Below are 26,251 nucleotides of genomic sequence, written 5' to 3' on the forward strand. Positions count from 1 at the left end.
CTCAACGAAAAAAGTCGGAATAAAGGGTTTCACTGAAACCCAGCAGCATAGGCTGCCCGGGCGCGCAGAGCAATGGGCGTTTGATGATTGCCGGCATTTTGAGCATCAGTTTGGCGGCACTGTCGGCGTCGGTGATGCCAGCCCGGACGGCTTCATCCAGTTTACGCCAGGTGGTACCACGGGTATTCAGCAGCGCCTCCCAACCCAGTTCCTTGATAGCGGTATGCAGAAATTCTGCATCAAGCCCGTCAACGCGATAGTCATGGAAACGGTACTCCACGTTGTTTGCTTCCAGCCAGCGGCGTGCTTTTTTGATGGTGTCGCAATTTTTAATGCCGTACATCACAACCATGGTGAATCCTTTTGTTCTTATGATGATTAAATGTTCAGTAATTTCGAAGATATATCCTTAAGTGGAATATAACACATTCAGGAATTGTCTTGATTTACACTTCTTTTTAATTCAACTCACAACTGTACGCTGAATATTCTTTCATCATTTAAGCATAGATGTCCATAAGACCGAAAATGCTAATGAACTCAGGCGGTAATTTAAGTCTCACCTGCCTGTATGGTTATTTCAAAATATTGCTGAGCGTCACACAAAATTTAAGGCCCTGCGTTCATATTTATCATAAATCCCTGACAGTAGCGGGGTACAATCACAGCGATAGGTTAGACGGTCTTCACAATGATGATACGTTTTCGTAGAATGCGCATAATAATAAGAGAGGTAGTTATGATTGAACGTGAACTGGGGAACTGGAAAGATTTTATCGAAGGCATGCTTCGTAAATGACATTCAGTAAGAATTGCAAGAGCACTTAAATAAGTAAAATAACCATAGTGTGAATTAATCACACACCCTAAAAGGCGGCCCTGAGAGCCGCCTTTTTTATTACGTACTGTTATTCAGGACGTTCCTTCAGCGGGAAGCGGCGACGCACAAGCACAAAGAACAGCGGCACAAAATAAATGGCCAGGACGGTTGCCGAAATCATGCCTCCCATCACCCCTGTACCTACCGCATGCTGGCTGCTGGAGCCCGCACCGGTGCTGGTTGCCATCGGTAATACCCCAAAGACAAATGCCAGCGACGTCATCAGGATCGGACGCAAGCGCTGACGGCAGGCGTGCAGTGTGGCCGCCATCAGCTCGTGGCCTTTGGCATTCATCTCGTTGGCAAACTCAACAATCAGGATCGCGTTTTTCGCCGACAGGCCGATCACGGTGAGCAGCCCTACCTGGAAGTACACATCATTCTCCAGACCGCGCATCCAGGTCGCCAGCAGCGCACCGATGACGCCAAGCGGCACCACCAGCATGACCGAGAACGGAACGGACCAGCTTTCATACAGCGCGGCAAGACAGAGGAAGACCACCAGCAGGGAAAGCGCGTAAAGCGCAGGCGCCTGTGCCCCGGAAAGCCGCTCCTGATAAGACATCGCCGTCCACTCCAACCCAAATCCGGCAGGCAGCTGTTGCACCAGTTTCTCCATGGTGTCCATGGCGGTACCGGTACTGACGCCCGGCGCGGCTTCACCGACGATTTCTACCGCCGAATAGCCGTTATAGCGTTCCAGACGCGGCGAACCACTCTCCCAGTGCGACGAGGCGAATGCCGAGAACGGCACCATCCCGCCTGCGTTATTACGAACAAACCAGCGGTTAATATCATTCGGCAACATACGGAACGGCGCGGCGGACTGGACATACACTTTTTTCACACGCCCACGATCCATAAAGTCATTCACATAGCTTGAGCCCCAGGCCGTCTGCAGGGTGTCGTTAATGTCGTCGATGGAAACACCCAGAGCCTGCGCCTTACGCTGATCAATATCCACCTGCAGCTGCGGGCTGTCATCCAGGCCGTTGTGACGAACGCGGGTCAGGTCAGCGTCTTTGCCCGCCAGCGCTAACAGCTTATCGCGCGCCGCCATCAGCGCCGTGTGGCCTGCACCGGCGTGATCCTGCAGTTCCATGTCAAACCCGGCAGAACTGCCCAGCCCGCTAATGGCCGGTGGGCTGCTGGCAAAGACGCGCGCTTCGTTGATCTTCGTAAACGCGTGGGTGGCGCGTTCAATGATGGCCGACGCGGTCCCCGTTTTTGTGTCGCGCTCGTCCCAGTCCTTCAGGCGTACAAACATACGGGCGACGTTCTGCCCGTTACCGCCCGGGCCAGAGCCCACGGTGGAGAAGACCGACACCACATTATCTTTCTCCTGGGTAAAGAAGTACTGTTCGACTTTTTCGACCACTTTCAGCGTCTGCTGCTGAGTCGCGCCGCTCGGAAGTTGCACGGAGGTGGTGAACATTCCCCGGTCCTCCATCGGCAGGAATGAGGTAGGCAGATGCAGGAACAGCCAGACCATTCCGCCCAGCAGCACTACGTAAATCAGCATCCAGCGCAGGCTGCGGTGCAGCACTTTACCGACGGCGGATTCATAACGCGCGGCATTGCGGTTAAACATGCGGTTAAACCAGCCGAGGAACCCTTTCTGACCATGCTGCTCGCCTTTGTGCAAAGGCTTAAGAAGGGTAGAGCAGAGCGCAGGGGTCAGGATCAGCGCCACCAGTACCGAAAGCACCATTGCCGAGACGATGGTTATCGAGAACTGGCGGTAAATGGCGCCGGTTGTGCCGCCAAAGAAGGCCATCGGGATAAAGACCGCCGAAAGCACCATGGCGATGCCGACTAACGCGCCCTGTATTTGCCCCATCGATTTACGCGTGGCCTGGCGCGGGGAAAGGCCTTCCTCGCTCATGATGCGCTCGACGTTTTCAACCACCACGATGGCGTCATCCACCAGAAGGCCAATTGCCAGCACCATTGCAAACATCGTCAGCGTGTTGATGCTGTAGCCAAACGCGTAAAGCACCGCGAAGGTGCCCAGCAGGACCACGGGGACGGCTATGGTCGGGATCAGCGTCGCCCGGAAGTTTTGCAGGAACAGGTACATGACCAGGAAGACCAGCGCGATGGCTTCCAGCAGGGTCTTCACCACATCCTCAATCGACGCTTTAACGAAGGAGGTGGTTTCGTAGGCGACTTTGTATTCAAGGCCGTGAGGGAAATAGTTCGACAGCTCGTCCAGGCGGTCTAACACCAGTTTCGCCGTCGCCATTTCATTTGCGCCGGAGGCCAGTTTAATCCCCAGGCCGGAGGCGGGATTACCGTTAAAGCGGCTCAGGTAGTCGTACTTTTCCGCGCCCATTTCCACCGTGGCGACATCGCCCAGCCGCACTTCTGAACCGTCCTGATTCACGCGCAGGGTGATGTTGCGGAACTGCTCCGGAGTCTGAAGCAGCGATTGCGAGTTAATGGTGGCATTCAGGGCTTGTTTTTCGACGGAAGGCGTTCCTCCCAGCTGCCCTACGGCAATCTGGGCGTTCTGCGATTTGATGGCGTCCGTCACGTCAGTCGCCGTCATCTGGAAGCTGTTCAGCTTGTCAGGATCGAGCCAGATGCGCATTGAATATTGTGACCCGTAGGCGTCGATATCCCCTACGCCGTTAATACGGCTGAGCGGGTCCTGAATGTTACTGGCAACGTAGTCCGCAATATCCTGCTTATCCATGGAACCATCGGTGGAGACAAACGCGATGGTCAAAATATTGGTATCCCCCGTTTTACGTACGGTAACGCCCTGATTTTGCACTGCCTGCGGCAGTTTTCGCATGGCTGACTGCAGCTGGTTTTGTACCTGTTGCACCGCTTCATCCGGGTCAGTCCCGGCCGTAAAGCTCAGGGTCACCGTCGCCTGGCCCGTGGCACTGCTTTGTGAGGACATGTACATCAGGTTATCCAGACCCGTCATGTTCTGCTCGATAACCTGCGTCACGGTATTTTCCAGCGTCTGTGCCGAGGCGCCGGGGTAGTTTGCTGTGACACGCACGTTAGGAGGTGCCAGATCGGGGTATTGCTCAACGGGAAGTGAAGTAATGGCCAGGACACCTGTCAGACACAACAGAATGGCAAGTACCCAGGCAAAAATGGGGCGATCGATGAAAAAATTCGCCATGAAAAATTGACCTCGTTTTGCTGCACGTCATTATTGTTTATTGCCCGCACCACTTTAGCGGCAAGACGAAGACCAAACGTGGAGAAATAAAGGAGATAATGTAAATTATCATGCGCGTTTCTCTGCGCTGCCCCCTTTACGGTTATTTACCTGTTAACGCCAGCGACGAAGGGAATGTCACGCTCACCTGCGTTCCCCCATTTTGTGGCTGCGAAAAGTGCAGGGTACCGCCGAGCCGTTCCGCGCGTTCACGCATAATATTCAGCCCGTAATGTCCCGGCGGCTCGCTGGCTTCGCCAATCCCGATGCCATTGTCGCGAATGCTCACGCTGTGCGTGCCGTCCACGGCGGTGATACAGCTTACGGTGATCTCGCTGGCCTGCGCGTGCTTGATTGCGTTCAACACCGCTTCACGCACGATCTGCAGCAGATGCACCTGCTTTTGTGCGTCAAGGGCCAGCGAGGAGAGGCGACAGTCAAGATGTAGCTTTGCCTGCGTCTGGCTCTGCAGACCGTCGAGTGACTCCTGAAGGGCTGCCGGCAGGTTAGCGTGGTTGAGCGTCAGGCGGAAGGTGGTGAGCAACTCGCGAAGCTGATGCCAGGCATTGTTAAGCTCGCGGGAGAAGTCGGTGATGATGGTCTGCGCCGGGGCATTCTCTTGCGGTACGGCACGCTTAAGCAGCGCAAGCTGGATCCGCAGATACGACAACACCTGCGCGAGGGAATCATGCAGTTCGCGGGCAATCGTCGCGCGCTCTTCCATCAGCAGCAACTGCTGGTAATGCTTTTGTGCCTGGTTGAAGTAAAGCCCGCGCCCGAGCATTGTCGCCACGCTTCTCATCAGCGGAAGCGGGACGCTGTCCGTCTCGCTCTGCCAGCGCAGCTCGCCGTAGAGCGTATCCTGCATCAGCACCGGCAGGTTTTGCAGCGGCATGTCGGCTGCCTCACTCCCTTCACACAGACGCCAGTCGTCGCTGGTCCGTAACTCCAGATAATTCATCCGGGTGTATTCATGGACGATTTGCAATATATGGCGGAAACAGTGGCTGTCTATCTGTCCGGTGTTGAGCGCCTGCGAACATTTGAACAGCATTTCGAGCTGCTGGTGCGCCTCGTTCAGGTGCCGGGTCTTTTCCGCAACCGAATCTTCAAGCGAGCGATAGAGGGTGTGTAACTCCGCCGACATATGGTTAAAGGCGCGGGACAGCTGACCGAGTTCATTCGGCAAAGCGGTATCCGGTGCCGGGGTATCAAATTGTCCCCGTTCAACGCGTTCGCTTGCGGCGACCAGATTGTTGAGCGGCAAGACCACCTGACGACGGATGCCTCGCAGGGTAAACACCGTCAGCAGCAGGATCCCCAGCGCACCGGCCAGAGAGAGCAGGGTCACCGTCTGAATTTTATGTTCGGTATAGTGCTGAAGGGCGAGCACAAAGGCATCAATGCGGCCAACAAAATCTTCGATATGGGTTTGATACCACGCGAGATCGCCGCGGGCGATGTGCGTATCCATCTCCTGCCAGGCCAGATGCAGCTGCTGGTAGCGCTGTTTGACATCGTCCGGCACGTACCAGCGGTTCAGCTTTTGTAGTGCAGGTGCGCTCAGGGTGTGTTGCCAGTGTTGGCGATGCTGTGTCAGGGAAGGGCTGTTGCGCTGCATCTCATAGCCCAGCCGGTAACTCTGCATACGCAGTGAACCCGCAATATTGATGGCTTCGGCGTCACGCTGGCTGCTGGCAAGCGTCAGCAGCGCGACGGTGCTGGTCAGAACGGATAACACAATCATCGAAAAGAAAGCCCAGGCCAGGCTTGCGGAAACAGGGCGTTTAACGGTCACAGAACGGCTTCCTGAATAAAATTGATCTGCCACAGGTTCACTGGAAATAGTTTGGCATTCCGGGCAATTGAACATTGCCTGACGACGCTGTGATGAGTAAATACCATATTCATACAAAGAATAAGGTTATTGAACCAAAAACAGGTGTCGTTATGAATCGTTTTATTATGGCTAACAGCCAGCAATGTATTGGGTGCCATGCCTGCGAAGTTGCCTGCGTAATGGCGCATAATGATGAGCAACATGTCCTGAGCGAGCGCCATTTCCATCCCCGTATTACGGTCCTTAACTCTGGCGCGCAGAACAGCCCCGTCACCTGTCACCACTGTGAAAATGCCCCGTGTGCACTCAGTTGCCCGAACGGCGCCATCAGCAAATGCGATGACAGCGTACAGGTGAATCAACAAAAATGCATCGGTTGTAAAGCCTGCATGGTTGCCTGTCCCTTCGGCACAATGGAGATTATCGTTACGCCGCTCGACAACGGCAGTGCAAAAGCTTCGGCGTATAAATGCGATCTCTGCCTGACCCGCCCGCAGGGCCCGGCCTGTATTGAAAATTGCCCGGCAGATGTGCTGATGCTGGCGACGCCTGACGTGCTGGATAACCTGGCAAAATCGCGCCGTCAGCGCACCGCCAGGCTGGAGGCGCAGCCCTGGCACAGTGAGGCAGTCAGCGAGGAGACGGCACCCACCAAACTGCAGCAGATGCACAACACACCACCACGCGGCGAGCCCGACAAACTGGCTGCCGAAGAGCGGGTTGGCCATTTCAATGAAATATACCTGCCGTTTCGGACCGAACAGGCCAGACGCGAGGCATCGCGCTGCCTGAAATGCGGGGAGCACAGCATATGTGAATGGACCTGCCCGCTGCACAACCACATTCCGCAGTGGATTGAACGGATTAACGCCGGTGACATCCTCGGCGCGGTTGAACTTTCTCATCAGACCAACTGTTTACCTGAAATTACTGGCCGGGTCTGCCCGCAGGACAGGTTATGTGAAGGTGCCTGCACCGTGCGCGATGCATCAGGGTCAGTGACCATTGGCAACCTCGAGCGCTACATCTCTGACCAGGCGCTGGCGCTGGGCTGGCGACCGGATATGTCTGGCGTTTCTTCGGTGGGAAAACGCGTCGCGATTATCGGCGCGGGGCCTGCCGGACTGGCATGCGCGGATGTGCTGGTGCGCAGCGGGGTGAGCGTAACGGTCTATGACAGGCATCCCGAAATCGGCGGCTTGCTGACCTTCGGCATTCCGGCCTTTAAGCTGGATAAATCCCTGCTCGCACGACGCAGAGAGATTTTTACTGCGATGGGGGTTCACTTCGAGCTGAACTGCGACGTGGGCAGCGATGTATCGTTGTCTCAGTTGCAAACAGATTACGACGCCCTGTTCATTGGCGTGGGAACCTATCGTTCGATGAAAGCGGGCATCCCCCATGAAGATGCGCCGGGCGTCTACGATGCACTGCCGTTCCTGGTGGGGAACACGCGCCACGTCATGGGGCTGGACGCGACGGCCAACGAACCGTTTATCGACACCCGTGGGCTCAACGTGGTGGTGCTGGGCGGGGGCGATACCGCAATGGACTGCGTGCGCACCGCGTTACGTCACGGCGCGGCAAAAGTCACCTGCGCCTATCGCCGGGATGAAGCCAATATGCCGGGCTCGAAAAAAGAGGTGAAGAATGCGAAAGAAGAGGGAGCCGCATTTGAATTTAACGTCCAGCCCGTTGAATTGACCCTTGCTGCTGACGGCAAGGTTAACGGCATCCGGATGCTGCGCACCCGGATGGGAGAGCCGGATGCGCAGGGGCGTCGTCGACCCGTCCCGGTGGAGGGCAGCGAGTTTGTCATGCCGGCCGATGCGGTGATTATGGCTTTTGGCTTTAACCCACATGCCATGCCCTGGCTGGAGAGTCAGGGCGTCAACACCGATGACTGGGGGCGAATCATTGCCTCGGTGGAAAGTCGCTATCGTTACCAGACGTCTAACCCGCAAATTTTCGCCGGCGGTGATGCGGTGCGCGGCGCTGATCTGGTGGTGACGGCGATGGCGGAAGGGCGTCATGCGGCGCGGGGGATCCTCGACTGGCTTGAGGTCAGTGTGCCGAAAACGCACTAAACCAGGCGGGCGACAAAGCGGGTTTCACGGCGTACTATAGGAAGACTCATTGTGTCGTGGAGCCCGTATGACCCTGAAAATTGACGTTATCAAAGACAAAATCCTTTCTGAAAACTACTTTGTCCTGCGTAACATCACTTACGATTTAACCCGTAATAACGGTGAAGTGATCCGCCATAAACGCGAGGTCTATGACCGCGGCAATGGCGCCACCATTTTGCTCTATAACCGTGAAAAGCAGAGTGTGGTGCTGATCCGTCAGTTCAGGGTAGCAACATGGGTCAATGGCAACCCTGACGGAAGGTTGATTGAAACCTGTGCGGGCCTGCTTGATGACGACGAGCCGGAAGTGTGCATCCGCAAAGAGGCCGTCGAAGAGACTGGCTTTGAAGTGGGAGAGGTCAAAAAGGTCTTCGAGCTGTTTATGTCTCCTGGCGGCGTGACGGAAATCGTCCACTTCTTCATCGCGGAATACAGCGATGCGCAGCGTACTCACCGCGGCGGTGGCGTGGAAGATGAAGATATTGAAGTGCTGGAGTTGCCGTTTTCCCGGGCGCTGGAGATGATGCATGCCGGGGAAATCAGGGATGGTAAAGCTGTGATATTACTACAGTATCTTCAAACGACCGGGCTGATGAACGCCTCTTTCGAACGGTGATAGATTGTATTTCGGATAAATCTATCCGATAAATCCGATTGAGCAACCCGGGCGGGAACACGAAGATACAGCCCAGTTAAGCGTTTTCGTTCCGGGATTGTGCCATTCATGCGCTATTGCGTCTCTCTTCTCTGCCTGTTTTGCGTGCTCACCTCCTCGCAGGTGTGGGCTGCGCCTGCCCAGCAATTGTTTTCTGACTGGCAGGTGACCTGCAATAACCAGAATTTTTGCCTCGCACGCAATACCGGTGAACACCGGGGGCTGGTCATGACGCTCAGCCGCAGTGCCGGCGCGAAAACCGACGCTACGCTGCGTATCGATCTCGGCGGCCTTGCTGACCCTGCCGTGAAAGAAGCGGATATTGCGCCGCGGTTGTTGCTGGATAAGGTTCCTCTCAAGCTGGATCGGCAGCACTGGCAGTTAACCCCGTGGCATCTGAAAAGTGATGATGCCGCCACCATCACGGCGTTTCTGAAAAATATCCAGGAAGGAAAAGCCCTGACCTTGCGCGGCGGTGACCAGGTTATCTCTCTGAACGGCCTGAAAGCCGCGCTGTTGTTTATTGACGCGCAGCAGAAACGTGTCGGGAGTGAAACGGCCTGGATTAAAAAAGGTGACGATCCGCCGTTAAGCGTGCCGCCTGCACCCGCCTTAAAAAAGGTGGCGGTAGTCAATCCGACGCCGACGCCGCTCTCCCATGCCGAACTGAATGACCTGCTGGATTATGGCACCTGGCGGATGAACAACAGCCAGTGCTCGCTCGATCCTAACCGCCGGGAAGTGCGCGTCACCGCGTTAACCGATGAAAAAGCATTGCTGATTATTAGCTGTGAGGCAGGGGCGTATAACACGGTCGATCTGGCCTGGCTGGTATCGCGCAAAAAACCGTTTTCTTCACGCAGCGTAAGGCTGCGTCTGCCTTTCACCCCTGCAGACGATAGCAGTGAAATCGAATTGATGAATGCCCGCTTTGATGAGAAAACGCGCGAGCTGACTACGCTCGCGCTGGGGCGCGGTATTGGCGATTGTGGGGTCCAGACGCGCTGGCGTTTTGACGGCCAGCGTTTCCGCCTGGTGCGTTATGCAGAAGAGCCCAGCTGCGATAACTGGAATGGGCCAGATGCCTGGCCCACGTTGTGGATCACGCGCTAAATTACGCTCAGCGCCTTCTCAACCACATTCTCAACGGTAAAGCCAAAATACGGGAACAGCTTGTCGGCAGGCGCCGACTCGCCGTACCCACGCATCCCGACGATAGCGCCTTTCAGCCCGACATATTTGTACCAGTAGTCGGCGATACCCGCCTCGACGGCCACACGGGCTGCGACGTTAGAGGGCAGGACCGATTCACGGTAGGCCTCATCCTGTGCATCAAAAATGTCGGTGGACGGCAGGGATACCACGCGTACCGCATGACCTTCGGCGGTCAGTTTTTCCGCGGCCTTCACGGTAATTTCCACCTCAGAACCGGTAGCAATCAGGATGACATCCGGTTTGCCGCCGCTGTCTTTCAGGATGTACCCGCCGCGGGCGATATTTTTTACCTGCTCCGGCGTGCGTTCAATCTGGGCCAGGTTTTGCCGCGACAGAATTAATGCCGTTGGCCCCGTGTGGCGCTCAACCGCCAGCTTCCAGCCAACCGCCGCTTCGACCTGATCGCACGGACGCCAGGTGCTGAAGTTTGGCGTTAAACGCAGGCTCGCCAGCTGCTCAACGGCCTGGTGCGTGGGACCGTCTTCACCCAGACCAATCGAATCGTGGGTGTAGACCATGATCTGCCGCGCTTTCATTAATGCCGCCATACGCGCCGCGTTACGGGCGTACTCAACGAACATCAGGAAGGTAGCAGTGTAGGGCACAAACCCGCCGTGATGGGCAATGCCGTTGGCAATGGCGGTCATCCCGAACTCACGCACCCCGTAGTGGATATAGTTCCCGGCAATATCCTCTTTCAGCGATTTTGAGCCAGACCAGATGGTCAGGTTACTTGGAGCCAGATCCGCGGAGCCGCCCAGCAGTTCAGGCAGGAGGGGGCCGATGGCGTTGAGGGTGTTTTGCGAGGCCTTACGGGTGGCAATTTTTGCCGGGTTAGACTGCAGATTTTCAATCAGCGCCTGGGTTTTCGCTTCCCAGTCCTCCGGCAGGCCACCGCTCATGCGGCGCGAGAATTCAGCGGCCAGTTCCGGGTGGGCTTTTTGATAGGCGGCAAATTTTTCATTCCACGCGTGCTGGGCTTTTTCACCCTCTTCGCGGGCGTCCCACTCGCGGTAGATCTCTTTCGGGATCTCAAACGGCGGGTATTTCCAGCCCAGTTTCTGCCGGGTCAGCGCCACTTCTTCTTCACCCAGCGCCGCGCCGTGGGCTTCCTCTTTACCCGCTTTGTTCGGTGAGCCGAAACCGATGGTGGTGCGACAGATGATCAGGGACGGTTTGTCCTTCACGCTTTGCGCTTCCTGAATCGCTTTTTTCACCGCTTCTGGGTCGTGGCCGTCAATTTCATGCACTACGTGCCAGTGGTAGGCCTCAAACCGTTTTGCCGTGTCGTCGGTAAACCAGCCTTTGGTCTCCCCGTCGATGGAGATACCGTTGTGATCGTAAAATCCGATCAGCTTGCCCAGCCCCAGCGTGCCCGCCAGCGAACAGACTTCGTGAGAAATCCCTTCCATCAGACAGCCGTCACCCATAAACACATAAGTGTAGTGATCGACAATCTCGTGGTCTGGCTGGTTAAACTGCGCTGCCAGCGTGCGTTCGGCAATCGCCAGCCCGACCGCGTTGGCTAACCCCTGGCCGAGCGGCCCGGTGGTGGTCTCCACACCCGGCGTATAGCCTATCTCCGGGTGGCCCGGCGTTTTTGAGTGCAGCTGGCGGAAGTTTTTTAACTCGGATAGCGGCAGGTCGTAGCCGGAAAGGTGCAGCAGGCTGTAGAGCAGCATGGAGGCGTGGCCGTTAGAGAGAATAAAACGGTCACGATCGTACCAGCTGGGGTCGTTCGGGTTGTGCTTCAGGAAATCATTCCACAGCACTTCGGCAATGTCAGCCATGCCCATGGGGGCGCCAGGGTGGCCGGAATTGGCTTTCTGCACGGCATCCATGCTGAGGGCGCGAATGGCATTGGCTAGCTCTTTACGGGACATAATTCACTCCGTGGCAAGGTTAAAGTTTGGCGGCAAGAAGATCTTCAAGTTTGCGCTGGTCGACGGCGAACAGGCGGATGCCTTCCGCCAGTTTTTCGACGGCCATTGCGTCCTGATTGTGCTCCCAGCGGAATTCCGCTTCGGTCATGGCTTTAGGTTTGGGGAGGACGGTTGATGTGGGCACCAGTTTGCGGATAACCGTCTCCTCTTTGTCCTGCAGCTCTTTAAGCAGGTTAGGGGAGATGGTCAGGCGGTCACAGCCTGCCAGGGCGAGGATCTGCTCGGTACGGCGGAAGCTGGCGCCCATCACGATGGTTTCGTAGCGGTGCTGTTTGTAATAGTCGTAGATATTACGCACCGATTTCACGCCCGGGTCCTCATCCACCACGTACGGATCCATCGGCTGTTTAGCCTGATACCAGTCATAGATTCGCCCGACGAACGGAGACACCAGGAAGACGCCGGCTTCGGCACAGGCGCGCGCCTGTGCAAAGGAGAACAGCAGCGTCAGGTTGCAATGGATCCCCTCTTTTTCCAGAACTTCCGCCGCGCGGATCCCTTCCCAGGTTGAGGCCAGCTTAATCAGAATGCGCGATTTATCGATGCCCTGCTCCTGGTAGAGCTCAACCAGGCGGCGGGCTTTCGTGATGCTCTTCTCCTGGTCGAAGGAGAGACGGGCGTCAACTTCGGTAGAGACGCGTCCCGGGATACTTTTCAGAATTTCCGCACCGAAATTAACGGCCAGCTTGTCGCTCGCTTCGGCGACCTGCTGCTCCTGTGTTTTACCGCGCTGTTTACCGTAGTCGATAGCGTCATCAATCAGATGACTAAAATGAGCAAGACCGGCCGCTTTGAGCAGCAGCGAAGGGTTAGTGGTCGCATCTTCGGGCTGATAGTGGCGAATCGACTCGATATCACCGCTGTCGGCGACCACGGTAGTGAATTGTTTGATGCCGTCTAGTTGGTTCATAAATAATTACTCCTTGGAAATAAAAGAGTTACTCGAGTGCGTTAGTTCACACTTCTGCAAAAATCATGATGGACTTAACAAAAAAGCATAGCAGACGGGGGAGGCATTGCTTTCTGAGACGGGTAACATGGCTGTTATAAATTGATAACAATTTTTATTCTGCAATGGTGAGAGTTTGGCAGCCTTCAAAGTTTATGTGGCTGCCTGCGGCGATACTAGGCGGCACACCAGGGTGTGCTTCAGGATCGCAAACGTCACCCTTTTGACCGATACGTGAAAGGAAAAATAAGATGGATGATCAGTTAAAACAGAGTGCTCTCGATTTCCATGAGTTCCCTGTCCCAGGTAAAATTCAGGTCTCCCCGACAAAACCGCTGGCGACTCAGCGCGATCTGGCGCTGGCCTACTCGCCCGGCGTCGCGGCGCCGTGCCTCGAAATCGAAAAAGATCCGCTGGCAGCCTATAAATACACCGCGCGTGGCAACCTGGTCGCCGTGATCTCTAACGGGACGGCGGTGCTGGGATTAGGCAATATTGGTGCGCTGGCCGGTAAGCCCGTGATGGAAGGCAAGGGCGTTCTGTTCAAGAAATTTGCCGGTATTGACGTGTTCGATATCGAAGTGGATGAGCTCGATCCTGATAAATTCATCAATGTGGTTGCCGCGCTGGAACCGACCTTCGGTGGGATCAACCTCGAAGACATCAAAGCGCCGGAATGTTTCTATATCGAGCAGAAACTGCGCGAGCGTATGAACATTCCCGTGTTCCATGATGACCAGCACGGTACCGCGATTATCAGCACCGCGGCCATTCTGAACGGTCTGCGTGTGGTTGAGAAAAATCTCTCTGACGTGCGTATGGTGGTCTCCGGCGCAGGCGCGGCGGCAATCGCCTGTATGAACCTGCTGGTGGCGCTGGGCATGCAGAAGCACAACATTGTGGTCTGCGACTCCAAAGGCGTTATCTACAAGGACCGTGAGCCGAACATGGCGGAAACCAAAGCGGCCTACGCGGTAGAAGACGACGGTAAACGCACGCTGGAGGACGTGATTGACGGCGCGGATATCTTCCTTGGCTGTTCAGGCCCGAAAGTGCTGACCCAGGAGATGGTGAAGAAAATGGCGCGTGCGCCAATGATTCTGGCGCTGGCAAACCCGGAGCCGGAAATTCTGCCGCCGCTGGCAAAAGCCGTGCGTGAAGATGCCATTATCTGTACCGGTCGTTCCGATTACCCGAACCAGGTGAACAACGTTCTCTGCTTCCCGTTCATCTTCCGCGGGGCGCTGGACGTGGGCGCGACGGCGATCAACGAAGAGATGAAGCTCGCGGCCGTTCATGCCATTGCGGAACTGGCGCACGCCGAGCAGAGCGAAGTGGTCGCCTCGGCGTATGGTGACCAGGATCTGAGCTTTGGCCCGGACTACATCATTCCAAAACCATTCGACCCGCGTCTGATTGTCAAAATCGCCCCGGCGGTTGCTAAGGCGGCTATGGACTCCGGCGTGGCGACGCGCCCCATCAAAGATTTCGATGCTTACGTCGATAAGCTCACCGAGTTTGTCTACAAAACCAACCTGTTTATGAAGCCCATTTTCTCCCAGGCGCGTGCCGACGCGAAACGCGTGGTGCTGGCGGAAGGGGAAGAGGCGCGCGTTCTGCATGCCACGCAGGAGCTGATCACCTTAGGTCTGGCGAAGCCAATCCTGATCGGTCGTCCGAGCGTTATCGAGATGCGTATTCAGAAGCTGGGACTGCAGATCAAAGCGGGTGTGGATTTTGAGATCGTTAATAATGAATCCGATCCGCGCTTTAAAGAGTACTGGAATGAATACTACGCGATCATGAAACGTCGCGGGATCACCCAGGAGCAGGCGCAAAAGGCCGTGATCAGCAACACCACGGTGATCGGGGCGATCATGGTCCACCGCGGTGAAGCGGATGCGTTGATCTGCGGCACGATCGGTGATTATCACGAGCACTTCAGCGTGGTGCAGGAGATCTTCGGCTATCGCGAAGGGGTCCACACCGCCGGGGCGATGAACGCGCTGCTGCTGCCAAGCGGCAACACTTTTATTGCCGACACCTACGTCAACGACGATCCGAGCCCGGAAGAGCTGGCGGAGATCACCGTGATGGCGGCAGAAACCGTGCGTCGCTTTGGGATTGAACCGAAGGTAGCGCTGCTGTCGCACTCCAACTTCGGTTCGTCGAAATCAGCGGCGGCGTGCAAAATGCGCCAGACGCTGGAGCTGGTTCGCCAGCGTGCGCCGGAACTGATGATTGACGGCGAGATGCACGGTGATGCTGCGCTGGTGGAGAGCATTCGTAACGAACGCATGCCGGACAGTCCGCTGAAAGGTTCTGCAAACGTGCTGATTATGCCGAACGTGGAAGCGGCCCGCATCAGCTACAACCTGCTGCGTGTCTCCAGCTCTGAAGGGGTCACCGTAGGACCGGTGCTGATGGGCGTGGCGAAGCCAGTGCACGTGTTGACGCCGATTGCTTCGGTGCGTCGTATCGTGAATATGGTGGCACTGGCGGTGGTTGAAGCGCAGACGCAGCCGCTGTAAGCGCTGCGCCTGCCGGTATTACACCCAGTCCCGAATCGTAATAAAGTCTTTCAGGGCAGCCTCCGGGCTGCCTTCTTTTGGCTCGTAGCTGTACTCCCAGCGAACCAGCGGCGGCATCGACATCAAAATGGACTCCGTGCGCCCGCCGGTCTGCAGGCCAAACAGCGTGCCGCGATCCCATACCAGGTTGAACTCTACGTAGCGCCCGCGGCGGTAAAGCTGGAACTCGCGCTCGCGCACGCCGTAGTCGGTATCTTTACGCCGCGCCACGATCGGCAGATAGGCCCCGGTATACCCTTCACCTACCGCCCGCATAAAGCTGAACGCGGTATCAAAATCTGGCGTGTTGAGATCGTCAAAGAACAGCCCGCCAATGCCGCGCTGCTCATCGCGGTGCTTCAGATAAAAATAGTCATCGCACCATTTTTTAAATTTCGGGTAGATGTCATCCCCAAACGGCTGACAGAGATCGCGTGCGGTGGTGTGCCAGTGCACGGCATCTTCTTCAAACCCGTAGTAGGGCGTTAAGTCAAAACCGCCGCCAAACCACCAGACCGGATCGGCCCCGGGTTTTTCAGCAATGAAAAAGCGCACGTTGGCATGGCTGGTCGGCACATACGGGTTGTGCGGATGAACCACCAGCGATACGCCCATTGCTTCGAAGCTGCGGCCTGCCAGTTCTGGTCGATGGGCCGTGGCGGAAGCGGGCATCGCGTCTCCGTGGACGTGGGAAAAATTGACGCCAGCCTGCTCAAAGATGCCGCCGTTACGCAGTACGCGGCTGCGTCCGCCGCCACCGGCTTCGCGCTGCCAGCTATCTTCCTGAAATTCACCGCCATCTGCGGCGGCCAGTTTCTGGCAAATCTCATCCTGCAGCTGCAGCAGGAATGTTTTTACCAGCTGTGCATTGGGTTTCATCAACGTTTCCTGGAGTGCGCTTTCTGGTTATCGAACCAGTTGAAGTAGCTGATTATGCCTGAGGCGATGGCGTTGGCGATCTTCTGGCGAAACGCGGTGGTGCCGAGCAGGCGCTCCTCCTCCGGGTTGGTGATGAACGACGTCTCCACCAGCACGGACGGAATTGACGGCGACTTAAGCACCACGAACGCCGCCTGTTCGGTGCTCCTGCTGTGCAGGCGATGCACCGGTTTAATCTTCTTCAGAATATGCGAGCCGAGCGTCAGGCTGTTTTTAATGGTGTCCGTCTGAACGAGGTCAAACAGCACCTGCTGTAAGAGATGATCTTTGTCGGTGGCTTTTTTCCCCGCAACTTCATCCGCCCGGTTTTCACGATCGGAGAGATATTTCGCCATGGCGCTACTCGCCCCACGGTTGGAGAGGGCGAACACCGAAGCCCCCGCCGCCGACGGGTTGGTAAAACCGTCCGCGTGAATCGACATAAACAGATCGGCACCGTGCTGGTGGGCGATCTCTACGCGGTCGTACAGCGGAATAAACGTGTCGCCAGAACGCGTCAGGCGGGCGTCAATGCCATTGCTGCGTAAAATTGCGCGCACATTTTTTGCAATCGCTAACACGACATGCTTTTCTTTCGCACCGTTTCTACCAATAGCGCCGGTATCAATTCCGCCGTGACCGGGGTCCAGCATGACCAGACGCTTCGCGCCCGGCTTTTTCGATTTCGGTTTACTGTGACCGTTACTGGTTTTGAGCGTGCTCTCTTCTTTAGCCTGAGCCTGCTGTGCGATGCCCGTTAACGTTAAGGCCGCCAGCCCCGCTTTGAGAACCTGACGACGCGATGTGAGTGCTTTTAATGGTTTGAATGTGCTCATGCGGCCTGAATTGTAAAAATTGGGGTCCTGGTGTTATATCGTATCGTGATTAGCGTTACGACAGTCCTTATTGAGAATTGTTTTACTTTTCATTTCAATACGTGACAAAGTGACATTATGCCAAATTTTGGCGAGTTTTTCCCCGGTTATTGGCTAAACGCGATGTTCACGCCATAATCACTGTTTTTAAACCCGAAAAGGCGGTTAATACCATGGAGATACGCGTTTTTCGCCAGGAAGATTTCGAAGAGGTGATCACCCTTTGGGAGCGCTGCGATCTGCTGCGTCCGTGGAACGATCCGGAAATGGATATTGAACGTAAGCTGAATCACGACGTCAGTCTGTTTCTGGTGGCAGAAGTCAACGGCGAGGTGGTGGGAACAGTGATGGGCGGGTACGACGGCCATCGCGGCTCGGCCTATTATCTGGGCGTGCACCCGGAATTTCGTGCGCGCGGCATCGCCAATGCGCTGCTCAATCGGCTGGAAAAGAAACTCATTGCCCGCGGCTGCCCGAAGATTCAGATCATGGTGCGGGAAGATAACGACGTGGTGCTGGGCATGTATGAACGTCTGGGTTATGAACACGCGGACGTACTGAGCTTAGGTAAGCGCCTGATAGAAGATGAAGAGTACTGAGATCCATCCGGCAGATTATGATGCGCAAGGGCGTGTCAGGCTGCCCTTTTTGTTCTGGTGCGTTCTGCTGTTGCAGGCCCGTACCTGGGTGCTGTTTGTGATGGCCGCCGCCTCGCGCGGGCAGGGCGATACGCTTCTGACGCTCTTTTATCCCGATCACGATGCCTTCTGGCTCGGCTTGCTGCCGGGCGTGCCGGCAGTGATGGCGTTTTTATGCAGCGGGCGACGGCATACGATCCCGCGCCTGTGGGGTGCGCTTCGCTGGCTGCTGATCCTCGCTCAGCTTGCGCTGCTCGTCTGGCAACCGGTGCTCTGGTGGAACGGTGAACCGCTTACGGGGATCGGTATTGCGCTGGTCGTGGCGGATATCGTGGCGCTGCTGTGGCTGCTGACGAATCCCCGCCTTCGCGCCTGTTTTACGCATCAGGAAGATTAACCTGGCACTTTTTGCCGATACCGCACTCCAACAAGCGTTGATTTAACTCGTAAGGACGTTTCAATGAAATCGCTGCGTTTACTTTTATGCGCTCTCCCGCTGGCGTTAACCGGCTGTTCAACGCTCTCATCAATTAACTGGTCTGCGGCCTATCCGTGGAACTGGTTTGGCTCTTCAACGGAAGTGACCGAGCAGGGCGTGGGTAAAATTACCGCCGCGACGGCGCTGGATCAGGACGCCCTTCAGGATGCACTGGGTGGCGGTTATCGCCTGCGCAGCGGCATGAAAACAGAAAACGGCAATATCGTGCGTTATTTCGAAGCGCTGAAGGGTGACACGCTGGCGCTGGTGATTAACGGTGATAAAGGCACGGTAAACCGTATTGCTGTGATGGACGACGACATCCCAACCGAAAGCGGTGTGAAAGTGGGAACCCCGTTTAGCGAACTCTATAAACAGGCCTTCGGCAACTGCACCAGCGCCCCGTCTGACGACGGCGTGGCGGTGGAATGTAAAGCGCAGGGCAGCCAGCACATCAGCTATCTCTTCACCGGTACCTGGAGTGGTCCGGAAGGTTTAATGCCGTCTGACGACACGCTGAAAAGCTGGAAAGTGAGCAAAATTATCTGGAAGCAGTAATTTGCGCCTGGACAAACCGTCTCGCTGAAATACGGGTATAATAGCCGCCATCAATGCCACGCTGACGTGGCATCTTTATTTCAGGAGGAGCGATGTCTCAGGTTCAGAGTGGCATTTTGCCAGAACATTGCCGCGCGGCGATTTGGATTGAAGCCAATGTTAAAGGGGATGTGGATGCCCTGCGTGCGGCCAGTAAAGCGTTCGTTGATAAGCTGGCCACCTTCCAGGCCAAATTCCCGGATGCCCATCTGGGCGCGGTCGTTGCCTTTGGTCATAACGTCTGGCGTCAACTGAGCGGTGGCGAAGGCGCCGAAGAGCTGAAGGATTTTATCCCTTACGGTAAAGGCCTGGCGCCCGCAACGCAGTTCGACGTGCTGATCCACATTCTCTCGCTGCGTCATGATGTGAACTTCTCCGTTGCCCAGGCGGCGGTTGCGGCTTTTGGTGACAGCATTGACGTTCAGGAAGAGATCCACGGTTTCCGTTGGGTGGAAGAACGCGACCTGAGCGGCTTCGTTGACGGAACTGAAAACCCGGCGGGTGAAGAGACGCGTCGTGAAGTGGCGGTGATCAAAGACGGTGTCGACGCGGGCGGCAGCTATGTGTTCGTCCAGCGCTGGGAGCATAACCTCAAGCAGCTGAACCGCATGAGCGTGCATGACCAGGAGATGATGATTGGCCGTACGAAAGAGGCCAACGAAGAGATCGACGGCGATGCCCGTCCTGTCACCTCTCACCTGAGCCGCGTTGACCTCAAGGAAGACGGGAAAGGTCTGAAGATTGTTCGCCAGAGCCTGCCATACGGCACAGCAAGCGGTACCCACGGTCTTTACTTCTGTGCGTACTGCGCGCGCCTGCATAACATCGAACAGCAGCTGCTGAGCATGTTTGGCGATACCGACGGCAAGCGTGACGCCATGCTGCGCTTCACCAAACCGGTGACCGGCGGCTACTACTTCGCCCCGTCCGTCGAGCGTCTGCTGGCGCTGTAAGTGCTTTCCACCCTCTCCTGCACGGAGAGGGCTGGGGTGCGGACCACGACGGGCTGCACCCTTATTCTCTTTTCTGCTTGTAAATCACCAAACGGTATATAAAACCGTTACTCCTTTCGTCCTCGTTATAAATATTATGACTATAAGATAGTCATCACATTTATAAGGGTGCGCAATGGCCGTTACTGTACTGAAAAAAGGATCGCTGGCACTGGCAGGTTTGCTGCTGGTGGCACAGGCGCAGGCTACTGAGCTGCTGAACAGTTCGTATGATGTTTCCCGCGAGCTGTTTGCCGCCCTTAACCCACCGTTTGAACAGCAGTGGGCGAAAGACAACAACGGCGACAAGCTGACCATTAAACAGTCACACGCAGGGTCGTCCAAGCAGGCGCTGGCCATTCTCCAGGGGCTGAAAGCGGATGTGGTGACCTATAACCAGGTCACTGACGTGCAGATCCTGCACGACAAAGGCAAGCTGATCGCCGCTGACTGGCAGAGTCGTTTGCCGAACAACAGCTCACCGTTCTACTCCACCATGGGTTTCCTGGTGCGTAAGGGCAACCCGAAAAATATCCACGACTGGAATGACCTGGTGCGTTCCGACGTGAAGCTGATTTTCCCGAATCCAAAAACCTCCGGTAACGCGCGTTATACCTATCTGGCAGCGTGGGGCGCGGCGGACAAAGCTGACGGTAACGATAAAGCGAAAACCGAGCAGTTCATGACCCAGTTTCTGAAAAACGTCGAGGTGTTTGATACCGGCGGTCGCGGTGCGACCACGACCTTTGCAGAGCGCGGCCTGGGCGATGTGCTGATCAGCTTTGAGTCGGAAGTGAATAATATCCGCAAACAGTACGAGGCGCAGGGTTTCGAGGTCGTTATCCCGAAAACCAATATCCTCGCCGAGTTCCCGGTAGCGTGGGTAGATAAAAACGTGCAATCCAACGGCACAGAGAAAGCGGCAAAAGCTTACCTCAACTACCTGTACAGCCCACAGGCGCAGACGATCATTACCGATTACTACTACCGCGTGAATAACCCGGATGTGATGAACAAACTGAAGGATAAATTCCCGCAGACCGAGCTGTTCCGCGTGGAAGACCATTTCGGCTCCTGGCCTGATGTCATGAAAACGCATTTTGCCAGCGGCGGTGAGTTAGACAAATTGCTGGCGGCGGGGCGTAAGTAATGTTTGCAGTCTCTACCAGACGTGTGCTGCCGGGCTTTACCTTAAGCCTCGGGACCAGCCTGCTGTTCGTCTGCCTGATCTTATTGTTGCCGCTTAGCGCGCTGGTGATGCAGCTTGCGCAAATGAGCTGGGCGCAGTACTGGGAAGTGATAACCAACCCGCAGGTCGTCGCAGCCTATAAGGTGACGCTGCTGTCGGCGTTTGTGGCGTCCATTTTTAACGGGGCCTTTGGCCTGCTGATGGCGTGGATCTTAACCCGCTACCGTTTCCCGGGCCGTACGCTGCTCGACGCGTTAATGGACCTGCCGTTTGCGCTGCCGACGGCGGTGGCGGGCTTAACCCTTGCCTCGCTCTTTTCCGTGAACGGGTTTTACGGTGAGTGGCTGGCGAAGCTTGATATCAAAGTGACCTATACCTGGCTCGGTATCGCGGTCGCGATGGCGTTTACCAGCATTCCTTTTGTTGTACGCACCGTGCAGCCAGTACTCGAAGAGTTAGGCCCTGAATACGAAGAAGCAGCGGAAACGCTGGGTGCCACGCGCTGGCAGAGCTTCCGCAAGGTCGTCTTGCCTGAGCTTTCTCCGGCGCTGCTGGCCGGTGTCGCGCTGTCGTTTACCCGTAGCCTCGGTGAGTTCGGCGCGGTTATTTTCATTGCCGGGAACATTGCGTGGAAAACCGAAGTCACCTCGCTGATGATTTTTATCCGCTTGCAGGAGTTTGATTATCCGGCGGCGAGCGCGATTGCCTCGGTCATTCTTGCCGCATCGCTGCTGCTGCTCTACTCAATTAACACTCTGCAAAGTCGCTTTGGTCGACGCGTGGTAGGTCACTGATGGCGGAAGTTACTCAATTGAAGCGATACGACGCTCCCCGTATCAACTGGGGAAAATGGTTTCTGATTGGTACGGGCGTGCTGGTGTCCGCCTTCATTCTCGTCGTGCCGACGATTTATATTTTTGTTCAGGCGTTCAGCAAGGGGTTGATGCCCGCGCTGGAAAACCTGGCGAACCCGGATATGCTGCACGCCATCTGGCTAACCGTACTGATTGCGCTTATCACGGTGCCGGTCAACCTGGTGTTCGGTACGCTGCTGGCCTGGCTGGTAACGCGCTTTAACTTCCCGGGACGTCAGCTGCTGCTGACCCTGCTGGATATCCCGTTTGCCGTGTCGCCGGTAGTGGCCGGTCTGGTTTATCTGCTCTTCTACGGCTCTAACGGCCCGCTGGGCGGCTGGCTGGATGAGCATAACCTGCAGGTCATGTTTGCCTGGCCGGGCATGGTGCTGGTCACGGTGTTTGTAACCTGTCCATTTGTGGTGCGCGAACTGGTCCCGGTGATGTTAAGCCAGGGCAGCAACGAAGACGAAGCGGCAATTCTGCTGGGCGCATCCGGCTGGCAGATGTTCCGCCGCGTGACGCTGCCGAATATTCGCTGGGCGCTGCTCTACGGCGTCGTGCTGACCAATGCCCGCGCCATTGGCGAGTTCGGTGCAGTTTCGGTCGTCTCGGGCTCTATTCGCGGCGAAACGCTGTCGTTACCGTTACAGATTGAATTACTGGAACAGGACTACAACACCGTCGGTTCCTTTACTGCCGCAGCGTTACTGACGCTGATGGCGATTTTGACCCTGTTTTTGAAGAGTGTGGTGCAGTGGCGTTTAGAGAACCAGGAAAAACGTCAGCACCAGGAGGGAAATCATGAGCATTGAGATTGCCAATATTAAGAAGTCTTTTGGTCGCACCCAGGTGCTGAATGATATCTCGCTGGATATCCCTTCCGGACAAATGGTGGCACTGCTCGGGCCGTCTGGCTCGGGTAAAACCACGCTGCTGCGCATTATCGCCGGGCTTGAGCATCAGACCAGCGGACATATTCGTTTTCACGGTACCGACGTAAGCCGTTTGCACGCCCGCGACCGAAAAGTGGGCTTTGTGTTCCAGCATTACGCGCTGTTCCGCCATATGACCGTGTTCGATAACATCGCTTTCGGTCTGACCGTGCTGCCTCGCCGCGAGCGTCCGGATGCGGCCACCATCAAAGCGAAAGTGACCAAACTGCTGGAGATGGTACAGCTTGCGCATCTGGCTGACCGCTTCCCGGCGCAGCTTTCCGGCGGCCAGAAGCAGCGCGTCGCGCTGGCGCGGGCCCTGGCCGTTGAGCCGCAAATTCTGCTTCTGGATGAGCCGTTTGGCGCGCTGGATGCGCAGGTGCGTAAAGAGTTACGCCGCTGGCTGCGTCAGCTGCATGAAGAGCTGAAATTCACCAGCGTCTTCGTCACCCACGATCAGGAAGAGGCGATGGAAGTCGCGGACCGCGTGGTGGTGATGAGCCAGGGGAACATCGAACAGGTTGATGAGCCAGAGCAGCTCTGGCGTGAACCGGCAACCCGATTTGTCCTCGAGTTTATGGGTGAAGTTAACCGGCTGCAGGGCACCATCCGCGGTGGGCAATTCCACGTGGGCGCACACCGCTGGCCGCTGGGATACACCTCCGCACATCAGGGGCCGGTCGATCTGTTCCTGCGTCCCTGGGAAGTGGACGTGAGCCGCCGGACGAGTCTGGATTCACCGCTGCCGGTGCAGGTGCTGGAAGCTAGCCCTAAAGGGCACTACACCCAATTGGTGGTACAGCCGCTGGGCTGGTATACCGAGCCGCTGACGGTGGTGATGCGTGATGACGAGCCGCCGTACCGGGGCGAACGCCTGTTTGTTGGGCTGCAGCATGCCCGTATTTATCATGGCAATGAGCGCATAGAGACGCGCGAGGATATTGCTCTGGCGGAGTCAGCCTGATAGGTTAATGACACGTAGTTTGGCCGGAGGCGCTGCGCTTAGCCGGTCTGGAATATGATCTCCGTATGCCCGGAGCGCTGCGCGCCACCGGGCTTTTTATTGGACAGCGATCTTGAACACATTAGAACACACCATCGGCAACACCCCTCTGGTCAAACTTCAGCGCATGGGGCCGGACAACGGCAGCGAAATCTGGGTCAAACTCGAAGGCAATAACCCTGCCGGTTCGGTGAAGGACCGGGCTGCGCTCTCCATGATTGTGCAGGCCGAAAAACGCGGTGAAATTCAGCCCGGCGACGTGCTGATTGAAGCCACCAGCGGTAACACCGGTATTGCGCTGGCGATGATTGCCGCGCTGAAAGGCTATCGCATGACGTTGCTGATGCCCGATAACATGAGCCAGGAGCGCCGTGCGGCGATGCGCGCCTATGGTGCCGAACTGATTCTGGTCTCTAAAGAAGAGGGGATGGAAGGGGCGCGCGACCTGGCGCTAGCCATGGCCGAACGCGGTGAAGGCAAACTGCTCGATCAGTTTAATAACCCGGATAACCCGTACGCTCACTACACCACTACCGGTCCGGAAATCTGGCAGCAGACCAACGGGCGCATCACTCACTTCGTCTCCAGCATGGGCACGACAGGCACCATTACCGGCGTATCCCGTTTTCTGCGCGAGCAGGAAAAGGCGGTAACGATTGTGGGTCTGCAGCCGGAAGAGGGGAGCAGCATACCGGGTATTCGCCGCTGGCCGGCGGAATACATGCCGGGCATTTATAACGCCCAGCTGGTGGATCAGGTGCTGGATATTCATCAACGCGAGGCGGAGAATACGATGCGTGAACTGGCCGTGCGTGAAGGTATCTTCTGCGGGGTCAGCTCGGGTGGCGCGGTAGCGGGAGCATTGCGTGTTGCGCAGGCACATCCCGGGGCTGTCGTGGTGGCGATTATCTGCGACCGCGGCGATCGCTATCTTTCTACCGGCGTCTTTGGTGAAGAGAGTTATACGCAGGGGGCGGGGATTTAAGCGTCATGGAGATGATTTTATTCCGGGATAACACCCGGGCGCAGCAAACCGATATTGTCGCGGTACAGTCGCAGGTGGTTTACGGCAGCGTGGGGAACAGCATTGCGGTGCCGAACATTCGTACCCACCGGCTGACCGTCACCGCCGTGCCGACCGTGCTGTTCAGCAACACGCCGCACTACGATACCTTTTACGGTGGCGTGATCCCCGATGAGTGGTTCAGCGGGTATCTTAAGGCGCTGGAAGAGCGCGAGATCCTGCGCGAGCTTAAAGCCGTTACCACGGGCTACATGGGCAGCGCCAGCCAGATAAAATGCCTGGCGCAGTGGCTCACCACGATCAAAGCGCAGCATCCTGACCTGCTGGTGTTGGTTGACCCCGTTATTGGCGATATTGACAGTGGGATGTATGTGAAACCTGATATCCCTGAAGCGTATCGGGAGTACCTGCTGCCACTGGCGCAGGGGATCACGCCTAACGTCTTTGAGCTGGAAGTGCTAAGCGGTAAACCGTGTCGTACGCCTGAAAGTGCTATAGCGGCAGCGCAGGGGTTACTTTCCGACACGCTGAAATGGGTGGCCATCACCAGCGCGCCGGTGGCGGACGATCCGGAGAATATTCACGTGGTGCTGGTTACCCGAGACGGTGTGACCGTCAGTGCGCATCCGCGTGTTGAAACGGACCTGAAAGGCACGGGCGACCTCTTCTGTTCAGAGCTGGTGAGCGGGATCGTTGAGGGCAAAACCGTTGCCGATGCGATTCGCATGGCCGGAGACCGCGTCACAGATGTGATGATTTATACGCAGTCGAAAGGCTACGACGAGCTTATCCTGCCCGCATAAACAAAAATGGCGCCCGAAGGCGCCATTTTTCTGTGCGGCAAGAATTACTTCTTGATGCGGATAACCGGGGTTTCACCCACGGTGACGCTGCCAGACAGTTTGATCAGTTCTTTGATTTCGTCCATGTTGGAGATAACAACCGGCGTCAGGGTAGACTTGGCTTTTTCTTCCAGCAGTGGCAGATCGAATTCAATGACCGGGTCGCCAACTTTAACACGCTGGCCTTCTTCCGCGATACGTTTGAAGCCTTCGCCTTTCAGTTCAACGGTGTCGATACCGAAGTGAACGAACAGTTCGATACCGCTATCAGATTCGATAGAGAACGCATGGTTGGTTTCAAAAATTTTACCGATGGTGCCGTCAACTGGAGCAACCATTTTGTTGCCAGTTGGTTTGATAGCAATGCCATCACCAACGATTTTCTCAGCAAACACTACATCCGGCACGTCTTCGATGTTGACGATCTCGCCGGAGAGCGGAGCAACAATCTCAATAGTTCCGGAGTCTTTCTTATCATCAGAAACCAGAGATTTCAGTTTATCGAACAAACCCATGATCTTCTCCTAAGCAGTAATTTGGGCCG

The 26,251-nt window shown here is 56.2% G+C and carries 23 protein-coding genes; 15 read left to right on the plus strand and 8 right to left on the minus strand.

All coding sequences use genetic code 11. The annotated features are described in order from the left end of the window. Position 1 precedes the first annotated feature (1 nt). On the minus strand, positions 2 to 352 hold the full coding sequence (locus ACMVME_RS18880) for an ArsC family reductase (RefSeq protein WP_032680519.1): 351 nt from the start codon (positions 350 to 352) through the stop codon (positions 2 to 4). Positions 353 to 739: 387 nt separating this feature from the next. On the opposite strand from ACMVME_RS18880, the gene ypfM reads away from it, so the two are divergent. Then, entirely contained in the window at positions 740 to 799 is a 60-nt protein-coding gene (gene ypfM, locus ACMVME_RS18885) for a protein YpfM (protein ID WP_015572204.1), read from the plus strand. Positions 800 to 908: 109 nt separating this feature from the next. Here ypfM and acrD read toward each other — a convergent pair whose 3' ends face one another. Both acrD and narQ read right to left on the minus strand, forming a co-directional pair. After that, a complete protein-coding gene (acrD, locus tag ACMVME_RS18890) occupies positions 909 to 4,022 on the minus strand; it encodes a multidrug efflux RND transporter permease AcrD (protein WP_068794853.1) in 3,114 nt (1,037 codons plus the stop codon). Positions 4,023 to 4,164: 142 nt separating this feature from the next. Beyond that, entirely contained in the window at positions 4,165 to 5,859 is a 1,695-nt protein-coding gene (gene narQ / locus ACMVME_RS18895; RefSeq protein WP_014171107.1) for a nitrate/nitrite two-component system sensor histidine kinase NarQ, read from the minus strand. Positions 5,860 to 6,011: 152 nt separating this feature from the next. Between narQ and aegA the strand changes: the two genes are divergently transcribed. The 3 genes from aegA (at position 6,012) to ACMVME_RS18910 (ending at position 9,798) form a co-directional block, all read left to right on the plus strand. Continuing rightward, positions 6,012 to 7,988, plus strand: coding sequence for a formate-dependent uric acid utilization protein AegA (gene aegA / locus ACMVME_RS18900; RefSeq protein ID WP_068794852.1), 1,977 nt, complete (start codon positions 6,012 to 6,014; stop codon positions 7,986 to 7,988). 67 nt (positions 7,989 to 8,055) lie between these two features. Beyond that, positions 8,056 to 8,646, plus strand: coding sequence for a GDP-mannose pyrophosphatase NudK (gene nudK / locus ACMVME_RS18905; protein ID WP_020883075.1), 591 nt, complete (start codon positions 8,056 to 8,058; stop codon positions 8,644 to 8,646). Positions 8,647 to 8,754: 108 nt separating this feature from the next. Then, positions 8,755 to 9,798 carry a DUF1176 domain-containing protein gene (locus ACMVME_RS18910; protein ID WP_020883076.1) on the plus strand — a complete coding sequence of 348 codons (1,044 nt, stop codon included), beginning with the start codon at positions 8,755 to 8,757 and terminating at the stop codon, positions 9,796 to 9,798. Here the strand turns inward: ACMVME_RS18910 and tkt are convergent. Both tkt and tal read right to left on the minus strand, forming a co-directional pair. Continuing rightward, positions 9,795 to 11,783, minus strand: coding sequence for a transketolase (gene tkt / locus ACMVME_RS18915; protein ID WP_020883077.1), 1,989 nt, complete (start codon positions 11,781 to 11,783; stop codon positions 9,795 to 9,797). The genes ACMVME_RS18910 and tkt overlap by 4 nt on opposite strands. Before the next feature lie 19 nt (positions 11,784 to 11,802). Continuing rightward, positions 11,803 to 12,753, minus strand: a complete 951-nt coding sequence (gene tal / locus ACMVME_RS18920; protein WP_014171101.1) for a transaldolase — start codon at positions 12,751 to 12,753, stop codon at positions 11,803 to 11,805. Between the two features lie 290 nt (positions 12,754 to 13,043). Between tal and maeB the strand changes: the two genes are divergently transcribed. Then, entirely contained in the window at positions 13,044 to 15,323 is a 2,280-nt protein-coding gene (gene maeB / locus ACMVME_RS18925) for an NADP-dependent oxaloacetate-decarboxylating malate dehydrogenase (protein WP_014171100.1), read from the plus strand. A gap of 18 nt (positions 15,324 to 15,341) precedes the next feature. Here the strand turns inward: maeB and hemF are convergent, their stop codons facing one another. Beyond that, the gene (gene hemF, locus ACMVME_RS18930) at positions 15,342 to 16,241 is read right to left on the minus strand and encodes an oxygen-dependent coproporphyrinogen oxidase (protein ID WP_025203494.1); all 900 of its coding nucleotides are present in this window, start codon (positions 16,239 to 16,241) and stop codon (positions 15,342 to 15,344) included. Beyond that, positions 16,241 to 17,116, minus strand: coding sequence for an N-acetylmuramoyl-L-alanine amidase AmiA (amiA, locus tag ACMVME_RS18935; protein WP_068794851.1), 876 nt, complete (start codon positions 17,114 to 17,116; stop codon positions 16,241 to 16,243). The genes hemF and amiA overlap by 1 nt, the downstream gene beginning before the upstream one ends. A gap of 212 nt (positions 17,117 to 17,328) precedes the next feature. Here amiA and ACMVME_RS18940 point away from each other — a divergent pair, with 212 nt between their 5' ends. The 10 genes from ACMVME_RS18940 (at position 17,329) to pdxK (ending at position 25,668) form a co-directional block, all read left to right on the plus strand. Then, positions 17,329 to 17,754 carry a GNAT family acetyltransferase gene (locus ACMVME_RS18940; RefSeq protein WP_020883079.1) on the plus strand — a complete coding sequence of 142 codons (426 nt, stop codon included), beginning with the start codon at positions 17,329 to 17,331 and terminating at the stop codon, positions 17,752 to 17,754. Then, a complete protein-coding gene (locus tag ACMVME_RS18945; RefSeq protein ID WP_020883080.1) occupies positions 17,741 to 18,190 on the plus strand; it encodes a DUF2919 domain-containing protein in 450 nt (149 codons plus the stop codon). The genes ACMVME_RS18940 and ACMVME_RS18945 overlap by 14 nt, the downstream gene beginning before the upstream one ends. A 63-nt stretch (positions 18,191 to 18,253) precedes the next feature. Continuing rightward, complete coding sequence (locus ACMVME_RS18950; RefSeq protein WP_020883081.1) at positions 18,254 to 18,829, plus strand: RpoE-regulated lipoprotein; 576 nt, start codon at positions 18,254 to 18,256, stop codon at positions 18,827 to 18,829. Between the two features lie 92 nt (positions 18,830 to 18,921). Then, a complete protein-coding gene (locus ACMVME_RS18955; protein ID WP_014171094.1) occupies positions 18,922 to 19,821 on the plus strand; it encodes a Dyp-type peroxidase in 900 nt (299 codons plus the stop codon). A 175-nt stretch (positions 19,822 to 19,996) separates the two neighbouring features. Beyond that, entirely contained in the window at positions 19,997 to 21,010 is a 1,014-nt protein-coding gene (gene cysP / locus ACMVME_RS18960; protein WP_014171093.1) for a thiosulfate/sulfate ABC transporter substrate-binding protein CysP, read from the plus strand. Beyond that, the gene (gene cysT, locus ACMVME_RS18965; RefSeq protein WP_068794850.1) at positions 21,010 to 21,843 is read left to right on the plus strand and encodes a sulfate/thiosulfate ABC transporter permease CysT; all 834 of its coding nucleotides are present in this window, start codon (positions 21,010 to 21,012) and stop codon (positions 21,841 to 21,843) included. The genes cysP and cysT overlap by 1 nt, the downstream gene beginning before the upstream one ends. Beyond that, positions 21,843 to 22,718 (plus strand): sulfate/thiosulfate ABC transporter permease CysW, encoded by an 876-nt coding sequence (cysW, locus tag ACMVME_RS18970; RefSeq protein WP_020883085.1) that lies wholly within the window; start codon positions 21,843 to 21,845, stop codon positions 22,716 to 22,718. The genes cysT and cysW overlap by 1 nt, the downstream gene beginning before the upstream one ends. Then, complete coding sequence (gene cysA / locus ACMVME_RS18975) at positions 22,708 to 23,802, plus strand: sulfate/thiosulfate ABC transporter ATP-binding protein CysA (RefSeq protein ID WP_014171090.1); 1,095 nt, start codon at positions 22,708 to 22,710, stop codon at positions 23,800 to 23,802. The genes cysW and cysA overlap by 11 nt, the downstream gene beginning before the upstream one ends. Positions 23,803 to 23,914: 112 nt before the next feature. Next, the gene (gene cysM, locus ACMVME_RS18980; protein ID WP_014171089.1) at positions 23,915 to 24,826 is read left to right on the plus strand and encodes a cysteine synthase CysM; all 912 of its coding nucleotides are present in this window, start codon (positions 23,915 to 23,917) and stop codon (positions 24,824 to 24,826) included. A 5-nt stretch (positions 24,827 to 24,831) separates the two neighbouring features. After that, a complete protein-coding gene (gene pdxK / locus ACMVME_RS18985) occupies positions 24,832 to 25,668 on the plus strand; it encodes a pyridoxine/pyridoxal/pyridoxamine kinase (protein ID WP_025203495.1) in 837 nt (278 codons plus the stop codon). A 44-nt stretch (positions 25,669 to 25,712) separates the two neighbouring features. Here pdxK and crr read toward each other — a convergent pair whose 3' ends face one another. Next, a complete protein-coding gene (gene crr / locus ACMVME_RS18990) occupies positions 25,713 to 26,222 on the minus strand; it encodes a PTS glucose transporter subunit IIA (protein WP_003861316.1) in 510 nt (169 codons plus the stop codon). Between the last annotated feature and the right edge of the window lie 29 nt (positions 26,223 to 26,251).

The sequence above is a fragment of the Enterobacter cloacae complex sp. 2024EL-00711 genome (assembly GCF_047529885.1).
Lineage (GTDB): Bacteria > Pseudomonadota > Gammaproteobacteria > Enterobacterales > Enterobacteriaceae > Enterobacter > Enterobacter ludwigii.

What these genes read in the sequence shown, in the direction of transcription:
- ACMVME_RS18880 (WP_032680519.1), bottom strand. Translation starts at nt 352, where the DNA reads ATGGTTGTGATGTACGGCATTAAAAATTGCGACACCATCAAAAAAGCA.
- acrD (WP_068794853.1), bottom strand. Translation starts at nt 4,022, where the DNA reads ATGGCGAATTTTTTCATCGATCGCCCCATTTTTGCCTGGGTACTTGCC.
- aegA (WP_068794852.1), top strand. Translation starts at nt 6,012, where the DNA reads ATGAATCGTTTTATTATGGCTAACAGCCAGCAATGTATTGGGTGCCAT.
- nudK (WP_020883075.1), top strand. Translation starts at nt 8,056, where the DNA reads ATGACCCTGAAAATTGACGTTATCAAAGACAAAATCCTTTCTGAAAAC.
- ACMVME_RS18910 (WP_020883076.1), top strand. Translation starts at nt 8,755, where the DNA reads ATGCGCTATTGCGTCTCTCTTCTCTGCCTGTTTTGCGTGCTCACCTCC.
- tkt (WP_020883077.1), bottom strand. Translation starts at nt 11,783, where the DNA reads ATGTCCCGTAAAGAGCTAGCCAATGCCATTCGCGCCCTCAGCATGGAT.
- tal (WP_014171101.1), bottom strand. Translation starts at nt 12,753, where the DNA reads ATGAACCAACTAGACGGCATCAAACAATTCACTACCGTGGTCGCCGAC.
- maeB (WP_014171100.1), top strand. Translation starts at nt 13,044, where the DNA reads ATGGATGATCAGTTAAAACAGAGTGCTCTCGATTTCCATGAGTTCCCT.
- hemF (WP_025203494.1), bottom strand. Translation starts at nt 16,241, where the DNA reads ATGAAACCCAATGCACAGCTGGTAAAAACATTCCTGCTGCAGCTGCAG.
- amiA (WP_068794851.1), bottom strand. Translation starts at nt 17,116, where the DNA reads ATGAGCACATTCAAACCATTAAAAGCACTCACATCGCGTCGTCAGGTT.
- ACMVME_RS18940 (WP_020883079.1), top strand. Translation starts at nt 17,329, where the DNA reads ATGGAGATACGCGTTTTTCGCCAGGAAGATTTCGAAGAGGTGATCACC.
- ACMVME_RS18945 (WP_020883080.1), top strand. Translation starts at nt 17,741, where the DNA reads ATGAAGAGTACTGAGATCCATCCGGCAGATTATGATGCGCAAGGGCGT.
- ACMVME_RS18950 (WP_020883081.1), top strand. Translation starts at nt 18,254, where the DNA reads ATGAAATCGCTGCGTTTACTTTTATGCGCTCTCCCGCTGGCGTTAACC.
- ACMVME_RS18955 (WP_014171094.1), top strand. Translation starts at nt 18,922, where the DNA reads ATGTCTCAGGTTCAGAGTGGCATTTTGCCAGAACATTGCCGCGCGGCG.
- cysP (WP_014171093.1), top strand. Translation starts at nt 19,997, where the DNA reads ATGGCCGTTACTGTACTGAAAAAAGGATCGCTGGCACTGGCAGGTTTG.
- cysT (WP_068794850.1), top strand. Translation starts at nt 21,010, where the DNA reads ATGTTTGCAGTCTCTACCAGACGTGTGCTGCCGGGCTTTACCTTAAGC.
- cysW (WP_020883085.1), top strand. Translation starts at nt 21,843, where the DNA reads ATGGCGGAAGTTACTCAATTGAAGCGATACGACGCTCCCCGTATCAAC.
- cysA (WP_014171090.1), top strand. Translation starts at nt 22,708, where the DNA reads ATGAGCATTGAGATTGCCAATATTAAGAAGTCTTTTGGTCGCACCCAG.
- pdxK (WP_025203495.1), top strand. Translation starts at nt 24,832, where the DNA reads ATGGAGATGATTTTATTCCGGGATAACACCCGGGCGCAGCAAACCGAT.
- crr (WP_003861316.1), bottom strand. Translation starts at nt 26,222, where the DNA reads ATGGGTTTGTTCGATAAACTGAAATCTCTGGTTTCTGATGATAAGAAA.